The organism is Streptomyces sp. NPDC002536, from assembly GCF_053594995.1.
On sequence record NZ_JBSFWU010000075.1, the window covers coordinates 26,395 to 39,827 of the forward strand.

The window sequence follows — 13,433 nt, forward strand, 5'->3', positions numbered from 1 at the left end:
AGCGAGGTCGGAGTTCGGGACGGAGTTCGTTGCTTCCACCGTAAACGCAACGGGCAGGTCGGCGGTTCCATTCGAACCCCCAACCTGCCCGTAGGGACAAACCCTTATCCCCTGGCGCAGCCGGTTACGCCGGGACGATGTTCACCAGCTTCGGCGCCCGCACGACGACCTTGCGGATCTCCGCGCCGCCCAGGGCGGCGACGACGGCCGGGTCGCCCAGCGCGACCTTCTCCAGCTCCTCGTCGGAGATCGCCGGCGGCACCTCCAGGCGGGCCTTGACCTTGCCCTTGAGCTGGACGACGCAGGTCACGGTCTCGTCCACGACGTAGGCCGGGTCGGCGACCGGGAAGTCCCGGTGGACGACCGAGTCCTGGTGGCCGAGCCTGCGCCACAGCTCCTCGGCGATGTGCGGGGCCAGCGGGGCGACGAGCAGCACCAGCTGCTCGGCGACGGACCGCGGGACCTCGTCCAGCTTGGTCACGAAGTTGTTCAGCTCGGTGAACTTGGCGATGGCGGTGTTGAACCGCAGGTTCGCCATGTCCTGGCCGATGCCGTCGACGGCCTTGTGCAGGGCGCGCAGCGTCGCCTCGTCGGGCTCGGCGTCGACGACCGTGACCTCGCCGGTGGCCTCGTCCACCACGTTGCGCCACAGGCGCTGCAGCAGGCGGTACTGGCCGACGACGGCACGGGTGTCCCAGGGACGCGAGACGTCCAGGGGGCCCATCGCCATCTCGTACAGGCGCAGCGTGTCCGCACCGTACTCGGCGCAGATCTCGTCCGGCGTGACGGCGTTCTTCAGGGACTTGCCCATCTTGCCGAGCAGCCGGCTGACCTTGCCGCCCTCGTAGTAGAACGCGCCGCCGTCGCGCTCCTCGACCTCCGCCGCGGGCACGGCGATGCCGCGCGCGTCACGGTAGACGTAGGCCTGGATCATGCCCTGGTTGAAGAGCTTGTGGAACGGCTCGGAGGACGAGATGTGGCCCAGGTCGAAGAGCATCTTGGACCAGAAGCGGGCGTACAGCAGGTGCAGCACGGCGTGCTCGGCACCGCCGACGTACAGGTCGACACCGCCCAGGGGCTGCCCCTCACGCGGGCCCATCCAGTAGCGCTCGGCGTCGTCGGAGACCAGGCGCTCGCCGTTGTGCGGGTCCAGGTAGCGCAGCTCGTACCAGCACGAACCGGCCCAGTTGGGCATGGTGTTGGTCTCACGGCGGTACCGCTTCGGCCCGTCGCCCAGGTCCAGGGTGACGTTGACCCACTCCTCGTTGCGGGAGAGCGGGGTCTCCGGCGAGGTGTCGGCGTCGTCCGGGTCGAAGGTGCGCGGCGAGTAGTCCTCGACCTCCGGCAGCTCCAGCGGGAGCATCGACTCGGGCAGCGCGTGGGCGACGCCGTTCTCGTCGTAGACGATCGGGAAGGGCTCGCCCCAGTAGCGCTGACGGCTGAACAGCCAGTCGCGCAGACGGAAGTTGACGGTGCCCTCGCCGATGCCGCGCTCGGTCAGGTGGGCGATGACGGTGCGCTTGGCCTCGTCGACCTGCATGCCGTTCAGGTCGATCTCGTCGTTGGCGGAGTTGATGGCCGGGCCCTGGCCGGTGTAGGCCTCGCCCTCCCAGCCCTCGGGCGGCTGCACGGTGCGGACGATCGGCAGCTCGAAGGCGGACGCGAACTCCCAGTCGCGCTCGTCCTGTCCGGGGACGGCCATGATCGCGCCGGTGCCGTAGCCCATCAGCACGTAGTCGCCGACGAAGACGGGGACGCGCTCACCGGTCAGCGGGTTGGCGGCGTACGCACCGGTGAAGACACCGGTCTTGTCCTTGCCCTCGGTCTGGCGCTCGACGTCGGTCTTGGACTGCGCCTGCTTGCGGTAGGCGGCGACCGCCTCGGCCGGGGTGGCGGCACCGCCGGTCCACGTCTCCTTGGTGCCCTCCGGCCACGCGGCCGGGACGATGGAGTCGATCAGGTCGTGCTCCGGGGCCAGCACCATGTAGGTGGCGCCGAACAGGGTGTCCGGGCGGGTGGTGAAGACCGTGATCTTCGCGTCCGGGCCGTCGGACACCCGGAAGTCGACGCGGGCGCCCTCGCTGCGGCCGATCCAGTTGCGCTGCTGCAGCTTGATGGCCTCCGGCCAGTCCAGCGGCTCCAGGTCGTCCAGCAGGCGGTCCGCGTAGGCGGTGATCCGCATGTTCCACTGCCGCAGCTTGGCCTTGAAGACCGGGTAGTTGCCGCGCTCGGAGCGGCCGTCGGAGGTGACCTCCTCGTTGGCCAGCACCGTGCCCAGGCCGGGGCACCAGTTGACCGGCGCGTCCGACGCGTAGGCCAGGCGGTATCCGCCCAGCACCTCGTCGCGCTCGACGGCGCTCAGCTCGCCCCACGCACGGCCGCCGGGGACCTCGCGCTCGCCGCTCTCGAACTGCGCGATCAGCTCACCGATCGGACGCGCCGTGCGGGCGCTGTCGTCGTACCAGGAGTTGAAGATCTGCAGGAAGATCCACTGGGTCCACTTGTAGTACTCCGGGTCGATCGTGGCGAACGACCGGCGCTTGTCGTGGCCCAGGCCCAGCCGCCGCAGCTGGACCTTCATGTTCTCCATGTTGGCCTCGGTGGAGACCCGCGGGTGGGTGCCGGTCTGCACGGCGTACTGCTCGGCGGGCAGGCCGAAGGCGTCGAAGCCGAGGGTGTGCAGGACGTTGTGCCCCGTCATGCGGTGGTAGCGCGCGTAGACGTCGGTGGCGATGTAGCCGAGCGGGTGACCGACGTGCAGGCCCGCACCGGAGGGGTACGGGAACATGTCCATGATGAACTTCTTGGGCCGCGCCACGACGGCCGCGTCGCCGGCCAGCTCGCCGCTCGGGTTCGGCGCCGCGTAGGTGCCGTCGGCGTCCCAGACGTCCTGCCAGCGCGCCTCGATGTCAGCGGCCAGCGCGGCCGTGTAGCGGTGCGGCGCAGCCACCTCGGCGGCGTTTGTGGTCTCGCTCATCGTCCTCAAAGCTCCATCGATCGTCGTCTCTGCCTGCCCGGAAATGAAAAATCCCCTCGCACAGGAGGGGACGCCGCGCCGATTCCGACCGGAGGTCACCGGTCGGAGCTGATCAGCGCGGCTCGCTAAGCAGGAGGCGTACGGCACGCATGCGGTCAGGTTACCCCAGCGGCACCAGGGCCCGCACCGAGGTGGCGGGCCCTGACGCGCTGATCAATGACGCATCAGTGACGCGGTACTGCCGGCGTCAGTGACGCGAACGCGGGATGTACGAGGTCACGTAGTTGTCGGCCGGGGTGCCGACACCGGTGACGTTGTCGTAGCCCACGCCGGCCGAGAGCGAGCTGTCGCCGCCGAAGCTGCGCAGCGAGGTGACCGTGCCGCCCTTGGCGTCGACACCGTTGACGAAGTCCACGCGCACGTTGGCGATGCCCTGGCCCTGGCCGAGCGGGTGGTCGGTGACGTCGTGGTAGGCGGAGGTGCCGAAGCGGTCGTAGATGCCCGGGTTGGCGAAGCCGATCGGCGCGCCGCCGCGTGCCTGCTGCGCCAGGGCCTGGACGCCCGCGATCACCGGAGCGGCGAGCGAGGTGCCGCCGATGCGGTACTCGTCGTACTTGACGGTGCCGTCGGAGAACTTCTGGGTCTGGCCGACCAGGAAGCCGGTGGTGGAGTCGGCGACGGCCGCGATGTCCGGCACGACGCGCATCGGCTTGGCGGTGCCGTTGATCTTCGACAGCGCGTCCGGGACCACGTTGCGCTGGTAGAACGGCTGGTCGTAGATCGTGCTGGTGCCGCCGCCCGCGCCACCGGTGAAGGTGCCGGGGAAGGTGTCCCAGTTCTGGCTGTCCTTCGACAGCGGGGCCTTGTGCGTGCCCCAGCCGGTCTCCCACAGGTACTTGTCGCCCTTGCCGACGGCGAGCGAGGTGCCGCCGACGGTGGTGACCCACGGGGAGTTGGCCGGCGAGTCGACGGTCTTCGCACCGTGCTTGGCGACGTTGTCGCCGTCGTCACCGGAGGAGAAGTAGAAGCCGATGCCCTCGACGGCGCCCTGCTGGAAGAGCTGGTCGTAGGCGGCCGCCACGTCCGGGGACTCGTTGGCCTCCACGTCGCCCCAGGAGTTGGAGACGATGTCGGCCAGGCGGTTGTCGACGACCTTGTGCAGGGAGTCGATCAGGTCGTCGTCCATGCAGGACTTGCCGCCGACGTAGACGATGTCGGCGTCCGGCGCCACGGCGTGCGCGGCCTCGACGTCCAGGGTCTCCTCGCCGTACCAGCCGGACGCGTCGCACTCGTTGGGTGCGGTGTGCGACCAGTCGGAGGGCAGCACCTGCGACAGCTGGCCCTTGCGGTAGGCCTTGTCACCGTTGCGCTTGGCGTACTCGGCGGCGTCCTTCGCGATGGTCGGCGACGCGAACGCGTCGGTGATCGCGATGGTGACGTTCTTGCCGGTGTAGTTCTTCGCACCGTACACGGCACGCAGCTGCTTGCCCGTGTAGCCCTTGATGGCGTACGGCGCCTTGCCGCCGTAGGCGGACGGCAGGTCGGTGTTGACCTTCGAGCCGTAGTAGGTGGAGAACGGGCCCGCGTTGCGGAAGCCGGCACCCGGACCGGGCAGGGTGTCGTTGCGGTGGGCCAGACGCGGGGCGTTGTTGAGGCCCACGACGGTCAGAACGGCGTTGCCCAGGTCGGCGGGGACGGAGGCCGTCTTCGCCGGGGCGTGGTAGGTCTTGCCGTCCTTGACGTAGTTGTGGAGCTCGGCGCCGAAGGCCTTCTTGGCCGCGGCGGCGTCACCGCTGACGGTGACGTAGTGGTCGGTGGTGCCGGTCACCGTGAGGCCGGAGGACTTCAGCCACGCGGTGACCTGGGCTATCTGCCCCTTGGTCGCGCCGAAGCGCTCCTTGGCCTGCTTCGCCGTCAAGTACTTGCCGTACGAAGCGGACTTGGGGTCGGAGACGGCCCGGGCGTAGTCCGCCAGGCCCTTCGCGTCCCGGCCCGCCAGGTAGACGCGGGCGGTGACGTCGTTCGAGGCGGCAGTGGTACCGCGGTCGGCCTGGTCAGTGGCCCACTGCGGCTTGGTGCCCACCAGTGCGTGGCGGTCGTGCGGACCGGAGTCGGCGTGAGCGGCCGGTACGCCGAGCGTCAGGGCTCCGGCGACCAGCGGCAGCGCTGCGGTCAGGGACAGTCCGGCACGCGCTCTGGAACGGCTTGTTCTCAAAGAAACCCCCTGCGATGCGAGTCGTCGCAATCGTCGTGTGTGGCGTCACTCTTTCGATGAACTGTTCATCCATGGGACATGAGTTCGCCAAGAAGAGGTCAAGGAAGTTTCGAGGAACAAGGGGCGCCGTGGATTCAAAAACCGTTTATGGGCGGTTTGTTGGTAATGCAGATACCGAACGCGGCCCGAACGGACCGACGCTAGCAGTAGTACGGGCGTGCGCACCGAGGTTGCGCAAAGCGGACCGACGGCGCGGGACGGCGCCTAGCGTGCCGGGCCATGGACCTCCAAGGATTCCCCGGGCTGCTCGACCGGACCCCCGGCGTGCTCACCCTGGTCTCGCTGACCGCGACCGTCGCCTGGGGGCTCGTCGCCGCCGACCGGTGGCTCATGGGACCGCGCGGCCGGTTGCTCGCCCAGGCCGTGCACCGGGCCACCGGTACGTGTGCACTGGGCTTTCTCCTGGTGCACATCGGCGTCAAGGTCGCCGAGTCGCATGTGTCGGCGGAGGCGGCACTGTTGCCGTTCGTCTCCGGCGGGGTGCTGATCGGGCTGGGAGCGGTTGCGGCCCACCTGATGGTGCTGGCAGTGGCAACCGGGGTGCTGCGGGGCGCCCTTGCCGGGCGGGGGCGGGCGGCGGCCCGCAGGTGGCGCGCGGTGCACGCGTGCGCGTACGTGTCCTGGTGCGCGGCACTGCTACACGGCCTGAACGCAGGCCGCGCACCTGCGGGTTGGGTGACGGCCTGCTACGCGGTGTGCGTGACGGGGGTGTTGGGGGCGTTGGTGATGCGGGGGAGGGTTCCGCGGGGGCGTAGAGGGATACCCCGGCCCCGCCCTTTCACCGTCTCTCGGGGGCTCCGCCCCCGAACCCCCGTATCGCGGCTCCGCCGCCCGGCCTCACACTCCCCCGGCCACCGCCGGGAGATGCCCCCAGGCCAGGCTGAATTGGCCCGCGCCCAAACCGGTGCCCACGCCCGGCGGTCACTGTCATGACCGCCTTGCCCGACACCCTCGCCCTCGGCGAACCCCGGCTCACCGCCGGATTCGACGACCACGCCCGGCTCGACCGCCGAGCGCACCTCGCCGTACACGGCTCCGCCCCCCGGTTGAGCGCGGCAGAGCTCGTCTCCCTCGCCGAGGCGACCGCCCTGTGCGGCCGCGGCGGCGCCGGCTTCCCGTTCGCCCGGAAGCTGCGCGCGATCGGCAGAGGCGTACCCGCCGTCGTCGTCAACGGCTGCGAGGGCGAACCCGCCTGCCGCAAGGACGCGGTCCTGCTGCGCCGCGCCCCGCACCTGGTGCTGGACGGCGCTCTGCTGGCCGCCGAGGCCCTGGGGGCCCGCACGCTCGTGGTCGGGGTGACCCGGGACGACGCGGAGGCGTCCGTGCGGGACGCCCTGGCCGAGCGTGGCCTGGCCGACCGGCGCGGGCGCACCCTGCGCGCCCGCGTCGTGCGCCTCCCGGAGCGCATGGTCTCCGGCGAGTCCTCCGCCCTGCTGCGCGCCGCGGACGGCGGCCCCGCGCGGCCGCCGGGCCGCCGTGTGCACGCCGCCGAGCAGGGGCTGGGCGGCGCCCCGACATTGCTGTCCAACACCGAGACCTTCGCCCAACTCGCCCTCGCCGCCCGCCGCGGAGCGCTCGGCACGCTCCTGCTCACCGTCTCCGGCGCCGTCCCGCAGCCGCGCGTGGTGGAGGCCCCGGACGGGGTGGCACTGCCGTACGTCCTGCAGCAGTGCGGCGCCGAACCGGTGCCGCAGGGGGTGCTGGTCGGCGGCTATCACGGGCTCTGGCTCGACGCGGAGCGCGTGGCCGGCGCCGTCCTGTCGTACGAGACCCCGGGCGCGGGCGCCGTGCTGCCGCTGCCCGCCGCGACCTGCCCGCTGGGCGAGACGGTACGGGTGGCCCACTGGCTGGCCGCGGAGTCCGCCGGGCAGTGCGGGCCGTGCCGGCTCGGACTGCCGTCGCTGGCGGGGGCGCTGGCGGACGTCCTGGCGGGCGGCGGGCAGAGCGCCCTGGAGGCCGTACGGGACGCGGCACGGGCCGTGCACGGGCGCGGGGCCTGCGGGCACCCCGACGGGGCGGCCCGCTTCGTCCTGAGCTCCCTGGCGGCCTTCACGGACGATCTGGCGGCGCACGTCCTGGGCGGCGGCTGCGGGCGCGGCACGGCGGGCGTGCTGCCCCTGCCGCAGGCCGCCGGACCGGCGCCCGCGGCCGGGGAGCGGCTGGCGGTGGACTGGACGCTGTGCGAGGGGCACGGCCTGTGCGCGGACCTGCTGCCCCAGCTCGTACGGCTCGGCCCGGACGGCTATCCGTCGCTCGCGGACACCGCCGTGCCCGCGCACCTGCGGGTGCGCGCGCAGCGGGCCGTGCGCCGCTGTCCGGCACTGGCGCTGCGACTGGAGGGCCCGGCGGCCGGAAAACGGTGAGAGGGCCGTCCATAGCGGACGACCCTCTCAACCTCTGTGGAGCTAAGGAGAATTGAACTCCTGACCTCCTGCATGCCATGCAGGCGCTCTACCAACTGAGCTATAGCCCCTTGTTTTGTTTTCTTGCCCGGTTTCCCTTGCGGTCTCCCTGGCGACATGGATTACATTACACGGCCCTCCCCCCCATCCGCCAAATCGGTTGACGGGAGGCGCTATTTGTCCGTTTTGCCCGTCAGGCCGTGGCGAAGGAGTAGAAGCGTTTGAGGGTGCAGTGCTCGTCGAGCAGCCGCCCGTAGATCGGTTCGCCCTCGAGTTCACGGTAGGTCTCGATGGGGTCGCCCTTTATGATCAGCGCCCGCGCGCACTCCACGCACCAGTACTGGTAAGCGGAGTTGAGCGGTTCCATGTCGCGCACGATCGGCGTCCCGCTGCCGCACCAGTCGCACTTCCGGCTGTGAGCACCCATGGGTCAGCCCGTTCCCTCCCCTTCAGCCCCGTCCGGCCCCGGACGCCCGATTCTGCCACGGCAGCCCCCGGGAACAGCAACAATCCCGCCCCCCGGTGACCGGGAGACGGGATCATCTGTTCTGTGGAGCTAAGGAGAATTGAACTCCTGACCTCCTGCATGCCATGCAGGCGCTCTACCAACTGAGCTATAGCCCCGCTGTTCTCGGATCTTCCGGGGCTTTCCCCCGCGTTCCCCGCGAACAAGAAGAACTTTAGCCTGCCACCTGCCCGGATGGGAAATCGGGCTCGGCGGGGCGGTCAGTCGTCGTCGCCGAGCACCGGCTCGGGCAGCGTCCCGGCGTTGTGCTCCAGCAGCCGCCAGCCGCGGGCGCCCTCGCCCAGCACGGACCAGCAGCAGTTCGTCAGGCCGCCGAGCGACTCCCAGGAGTGCGACGGCAGGCCGAGCAGCCGGCCGATGGTGGTGCGGATCGTGCCGCCGTGGCTGACGACCACGAGCGTGCCGCCGTCGGGCAGCTTGTCGGCGTGCGCGAGGACGACCGGGGCGGCCCGGTCGGCGACCTCGGTCTCCAGCTCACCGCCGCCGCGCCGGACGGGCTCACCGCGCTTCCACGCCGCGTACTCCGCGCCGTACCGCTCGATGATCTCGTCGTGCGTGAGGCCCTGCCACACGCCCGCGTAGGTCTCGCGCAGCGCGGCGTCGTGGACGACATCGTGGCCCGTGACGGCCGACAGCTCGGCGGCGGTGTTCCGGGCGCGGACGAGGTCGGAGGCGATGATCGCGTCCGGCCCCAGCGCGGCCAGCAGCCGGGCGGCCCGGCGCGCCTGGGCCACGCCGGTGCCGGTCAGCTCGATGTCCGTGGAGCCCTGGAAGCGGCGCTCCAGGTTCCACGCCGTCTGACCGTGGCGCCACAGGACGATGCGACGGCCCCGGCCGCCCCGGCTGCCGTTCAGCTCAGCTCACCGTCCGCACCGGCCTCGGCGGCCTGCGCGCGGGCGAGCTCCTCGCCCTTGCCGCGGGTCGCGGCGGCGTCGGCCGGCAGCTCGATCTCCGGGCAGTCCTTCCACAGGCGCTCCAGCGCGTAGTAGACGCGCTCCTCGCTGTGCTGCACGTGCACCACGATGTCGACGTAGTCGAGCAGCACCCAGCGGGCGTCACGGTCGCCCTCGCGGCGGACCGGCTTGGCGCCCAGGTCCTTCAGCAGCCGCTCCTCGATCTCGTCGACGATCGACTTGACCTGGCGGTCGTTGGGGGCCGAGGCCAGCAGGAAGGCGTCGGTGATCGACAGCACGTCGCTGACGTCGTACGCGATGATGTCGTGCGCGAGCTTGTCGGCGGCCGCCTGGGCGGCGGCCTGGATGAGCTCGATGGAGCGGTCCGTGGCGGTCACAAGCCATGCTTTCGGTCAAGAGGGTCAGTACGCCTCAAGGGTCTCACGACCCGGCGACAGCCCTCCTGACGTTTTCCCGCCGGTCCTCTCGCCGCTCCCGGAACGGCCCGTGCTCAGGACCCGGCCTTGTAATCCTTGCCCAGCACCACGGCGATGTCCGCGGTGCCCGCGCTGCCGCCCTTCTTCACCGCGCCGTCCGGCAGGCCCAGGGTCTTGGCGACCTCCTTGGCCTCCCCGGCACGCAGGTCGTCCGTGTACGTCACGGAGGACGCGGCCTCCGCGGCACCGGCCCGGCCGCCGTCGACGTAGGTGTAGCCGCCGTTGGCGAGAGCGACCTGTGCCGCGGCGGCTCCGCTCTTGCCGCCTGTGGCGTCCTTCACACTCACCCGCGGTGCGGCGTTCTTGTCGGCGTTCTTCACCGTGCCGCCGAGCACGTCCTTGACCACATCGGCGCTCTTGTCGGCGAGCGTCCCGTCCTGCTGCACGGGCAGCAGCCGGGTGTCGTAGGAGCCGGCCTTGGCCCGCGTCGCGAGCCCGGCGAGGGAGGCGCCGAGCTGCTTGACGGACAGCGACGGGTCGGGGATCTGGGCGAGCGACTCGACGGTCGTGGTGGCCGCGTCCGGGTCGGTGGAGATCTTCTTCAGCACGCCCTGCATGACCTGTCCGAAACGGGTCAGCTGACGGTTCGGGTCCTCGCCGTCCGCACGGTAGGTGGCGTAGGCCACAGCGGCCTGCCCGTTGAGGCTCTGCCCCTTGCCCTGGGAGACGACCGGACGGTCGCCCGACGCGGCACCCGGCACGGTGGCGTCGGCGTCCACGGTGATGCCGCCGACCAGCTGGACCAGGTTCTCCAGGTACGGGGTGTCCAGCCGCCAGCTGCCCTTGACGCCCCCACCGAGCAGGGTGTTGAGGGCGTCACGGGTGCCGCCGGTGCCGGCATCCTGGACGGACTTGCCCAGGGTCGTCGCCCCGCCGCCGTCCTTCGCCACGACCAGGGAGTTGGGCAGCAGGACGGTCGTGCCCTTCTTGCTGCCCGCATTGTCGACCAGCAGGGCCGTCGAACTGCCGCCGCCCTTGGTCTCCTTCAGGTGCACGACGATCACATCGCGCTGCTGCGCTCCGCCCGACGCCCCGGAGCCCTTCTTCCCTCCGGAGTCCGACAGCAGGAACCAGCCGACCGCCGCGCCGACGGCGAGCACCATCAACACGACAAGGGCGATCACACGGTTGCGTCCCTTGCGCTTACGCTCGTCACGCCGTTCGGTGCGACTCTCGCTGAACTTGAGCCAGTCGATGACGTCTTCGGAGTCCTCGTCCGGCTCCTCGATGAAGGAGAACTGCTCGGTGCGGTAGTCCGGCGCCTGGCGGGGTTCGGGAATCTTCTCCGCGGCCGGGACAACGGTCGGGGCGACGGCCTGGGCGGCCGGTGCCTGCGGCTCCTCGGGAGCGGGCGGACCCGACTGGCGGGGGATCCACTCCTGCTCGGCCTGCTGCACGGACGGGGCGGCGGGCTGAGGCTGCTGTGTGTGCTGCTGCTGCGCCTGGTACGGGTCGTAGGACTGCTGCTGAACGGGCCGGCCGTACGGGTCGTAGCCGTAGGACTGCTGCTGCGGCTGAGCCTGCTGGAGCGGCTGACCGTAGACGTCGTACACGCGCTCCGGCGCATCAGGCCGGTACACCGGCTGGCCATAGGCGTCGTAGCCGTACACCTGTGGTTGCTGAGGGGGTACCTCCCAGCGGTAGCTGGGGGAGTACGGGTCGTGTGCGTACGGGTCCTGTCGGTCGTTCACCAGTGCCCCTCGGTGCCCATCGAGTCCGGATGTCGGCGGGACTCAGCCGTCGTGACGGTACAGCCTGCGCTTGTCGATGTAGCGCACCACACCGTCGGGCACGAGGTACCAGACAGGTTCGCCCTCGGCCACGCGCGCCCGGCAGTCGGAGGAGGAAATGGCCAGTGCCGGGACCTCCACGAAGGAGACCCGGTCCTCGGGCAGGCCGGGGTTGGCCAGTATGTGCCCGGGCCTGGTGACCCCGATGAAGTGGGCGAACGAGAAGAGCTCGTCGGTGTCCCGCCAGGTGAGGATCTGCGCCAGGGCATCGGCGCCGGTGATGAAGAACAGGTCGGCGTTCTCGTTGAGCGACCGCAGCTCGCGCAGGGTGTCCACGGTGTAGGTGGGACCGCCGCGGTCGATGTCGATGCGGCTGACCGAGAACTGCGGGTTCGACGCAGTGGCGATCACCGTCATCAGGTAGCGGTCCTCGGCCGGGGAGACCTTCCGGTGGCTCTTCTGCCACGGCTCCCCGGTCGGTACGAAGACCACCTCGTCCAGGTGGAACTTCGCTGCCACCTCGCTGGCGGCGACCAGGTGGCCGTGGTGGATGGGGTCGAACGTTCCGCCCATCACGCCGAGCCGCCGCTTCACGGGCTCTGTCTGCTCTTCCATGCGTGCAGACCCTACTGGGCACGGCTCGGGGCCCCGCCCTCAGGGACCGGTGGGTCAGCGGTCGCGGTTGAAGCGGGTGGTGATCCAGAGCAGGAGCAGCAGGATGACCAGGGCGGCGCCGCCGGTCATGTAGGGGCTGATGCTCTTGTGGGTGTCCACGTGCTCGCCCTCGGAGGCGAGGGAGACCAGGGCTGAGTGGGCAGTGGCGATGAACATCGGCAGCAGGACCTATCCGGTGACGTGGTCGGGTGGAGACTTCTGCCACATCGTATGCGGGCCCTTACGCCAACTTCACGCCGACTCCGCCAAGTCCGCGCGCGGCCGTCCGCGGTCAGTCCTTCTTGCGGTAGCCGCGCAGCAGGAACCAGGCGGTCAGCGGGACGCCGATCAGGCCGACGAGCAGGACCGTGCGCAGGACGGGGCCGGGGCCCACGTCCTCCTTGGAGACGGCCAGCAGCGCTGGGAAAGCCGGGTGCGCGGTGAAACCATTGATGAGGGACATGCCTCCACGGTAGCCATGTCCGAGTCACGGCCTAGGCTGGGGTCCTCAGCCGGGGGACGGGCCGTGCAGCAGCCCACCGAGGGGGTCGCGATGAGTGACGAAGGTTTCGACCACAACACCGAGCCCGCACGGGAGCGCAGGCGCTTCCCGGACATCTCCTCGCGTGCGTACGAGCATCCGGCGGACCGCTCGGCCCTGGTGGCCCTGCGCAAGCTCAGCGGTTTCGACACGGTCTTCAAGGCGCTGAGCGGGCTGCTCCCCGAGCGCAGCCTGCGGCTGCTGTACCTGTCGGACTCGGTGCGGGTGAGCGAGCAGCAGTTCCCGCACCTGCACGCGATGCTGGTCGACGCGTGTGCGGTGCTGGACGTCCCCGCGCTCCCGCCGATGTACGTCACCCAGGACCCGCAGCCCAATGCGATGTGCATCGGCCTGGACGAGCCGATCATCGTGGTGACCACGGGCCTGGTGGAGTTGCTGGACGAGGAGGAGATGCGGGCCGTCGTCGGGCACGAGACGGGCCATGCGCTGTCCGGGCACGCGGTCTACCGCACGATCCTGCTGTTCCTGACGAACATGGCGCTCAAGGTCGCCTGGATCCCGCTGGGCAACATCGCGGTGATGGCCATCGTGACGGCGCTGCGCGAGTGGTTCCGCAAGTCCGAGCTCTCGGCGGACCGGGCGGGCCTGCTGGCCGGCCAGGACCTGCAGGCGTCGATGCGGGGCCTGATGAAGATGGCCGGCGGCAACCATCTGCACCAGATGAACGTGGACGCGTTCCTCGCCCAGGCCGAGGAGTACGAGCGCGGCGGCGACCTGCGCGACTCGGTGCTGAAGATCATGAACGTGCTGCCGCGCAGCCATCCGTTCGCGACGGTGCGGGCGGCGGAGCTGAAGCGGTTCGCCGAGAGCCGGGACTTTCAGCGGACACGGCCGACAAGATCCGCATCCAGTACGGCGGCTCCGTCAAGTCCGGCAACATCGCGGCGATCATGGCGCAGCCCGACGTGGACGGCGCG

At 70.6% G+C, this 13,433-nt stretch carries 11 protein-coding genes, 2 tRNA genes and 1 pseudogene; 3 read left to right on the top strand and 11 right to left on the bottom strand.

What is annotated here, in order from left to right; all coding sequences use genetic code 11:
- Window positions 1–124: 124 nt before the first annotated feature.
- Together leuS and ACWD4B_RS24605 are read right to left on the bottom strand one after the other, a co-directional pair.
- On the bottom strand, window positions 125–2,977 hold the full coding sequence (gene leuS, locus ACWD4B_RS24600) for a leucine--tRNA ligase (RefSeq protein ID WP_451422780.1): 2,853 nt from the start codon (window positions 2,975–2,977) through the stop codon (window positions 125–127).
- Between the two features lie 247 nt (window positions 2,978–3,224).
- The gene (locus ACWD4B_RS24605) at window positions 3,225–5,192 is read right to left on the bottom strand and encodes a S53 family peptidase (protein ID WP_451422781.1); all 1,968 of its coding nucleotides are present in this window, start codon (window positions 5,190–5,192) and stop codon (window positions 3,225–3,227) included.
- 989 nt (window positions 5,193–6,181) lie between these two features.
- Between ACWD4B_RS24605 and ACWD4B_RS24610 the strand changes: the two genes are divergently transcribed.
- Complete coding sequence (locus ACWD4B_RS24610) at window positions 6,182–7,615, top strand: NADH-ubiquinone oxidoreductase-F iron-sulfur binding region domain-containing protein (RefSeq protein ID WP_451422782.1); 1,434 nt, start codon at window positions 6,182–6,184, stop codon at window positions 7,613–7,615.
- Window positions 7,616–7,652: 37 nt separating this feature from the next.
- Here ACWD4B_RS24610 and ACWD4B_RS24615 read toward each other — a convergent pair.
- The 9 genes from ACWD4B_RS24615 to ACWD4B_RS24655 all read right to left on the bottom strand — a co-directional run bounded on the left by ACWD4B_RS24615 (window position 7,653) and on the right by ACWD4B_RS24655 (window position 12,417).
- Window positions 7,653–7,725: transfer RNA gene (locus ACWD4B_RS24615), tRNA-Ala, on the bottom strand.
- Window positions 7,726–7,847: 122 nt separating this feature from the next.
- Window positions 7,848–8,081 carry a hypothetical protein gene (locus tag ACWD4B_RS24620; RefSeq protein WP_171088339.1) on the bottom strand — a complete coding sequence of 78 codons (234 nt, stop codon included), beginning with the start codon at window positions 8,079–8,081 and terminating at the stop codon, window positions 7,848–7,850.
- A gap of 124 nt (window positions 8,082–8,205) precedes the next feature.
- Window positions 8,206–8,278: transfer RNA gene (locus tag ACWD4B_RS24625), tRNA-Ala, on the bottom strand.
- A 102-nt stretch (window positions 8,279–8,380) separates the two neighbouring features.
- Entirely contained in the window at window positions 8,381–9,034 is a 654-nt protein-coding gene (locus ACWD4B_RS24630; RefSeq protein ID WP_451422786.1) for a histidine phosphatase family protein, read from the bottom strand.
- On the bottom strand, window positions 9,031–9,471 hold the full coding sequence (rsfS, locus tag ACWD4B_RS24635; RefSeq protein ID WP_336411649.1) for a ribosome silencing factor: 441 nt from the start codon (window positions 9,469–9,471) through the stop codon (window positions 9,031–9,033). Before rsfS ends, ACWD4B_RS24630 begins: the two co-directional genes overlap by 4 nt.
- Before the next feature lie 113 nt (window positions 9,472–9,584).
- Window positions 9,585–11,261: an LCP family protein gene (locus ACWD4B_RS24640; RefSeq protein ID WP_451422783.1), complete on the bottom strand. Its 1,677-nt coding sequence runs from the start codon at window positions 11,259–11,261 to the stop codon at window positions 9,585–9,587.
- A 42-nt stretch (window positions 11,262–11,303) separates the two neighbouring features.
- Window positions 11,304–11,915: a nicotinate-nucleotide adenylyltransferase gene (nadD, locus tag ACWD4B_RS24645; RefSeq protein WP_451422784.1), complete on the bottom strand. Its 612-nt coding sequence runs from the start codon at window positions 11,913–11,915 to the stop codon at window positions 11,304–11,306.
- Window positions 11,916–11,969: 54 nt separating this feature from the next.
- On the bottom strand, window positions 11,970–12,131 hold the full coding sequence (locus tag ACWD4B_RS24650; protein WP_171087980.1) for a hypothetical protein: 162 nt from the start codon (window positions 12,129–12,131) through the stop codon (window positions 11,970–11,972).
- 115 nt (window positions 12,132–12,246) lie between these two features.
- Window positions 12,247–12,417 (bottom strand): hypothetical protein, encoded by a 171-nt coding sequence (locus ACWD4B_RS24655; protein WP_336411646.1) that lies wholly within the window; start codon window positions 12,415–12,417, stop codon window positions 12,247–12,249.
- A 90-nt stretch (window positions 12,418–12,507) separates the two neighbouring features.
- Between ACWD4B_RS24655 and ACWD4B_RS24660 the strand changes: the two are divergent.
- Both ACWD4B_RS24660 and ACWD4B_RS24665 read left to right on the top strand, forming a co-directional pair.
- Window positions 12,508–13,341: pseudogene (locus tag ACWD4B_RS24660) on the top strand (M48 family metallopeptidase); the annotation flags it as partial.
- A gap of 20 nt (window positions 13,342–13,361) precedes the next feature.
- On the top strand, window positions 13,362–13,433 hold a 72-nt coding region (locus ACWD4B_RS24665), incomplete at its 3' end, for a triose-phosphate isomerase (RefSeq protein WP_451422787.1).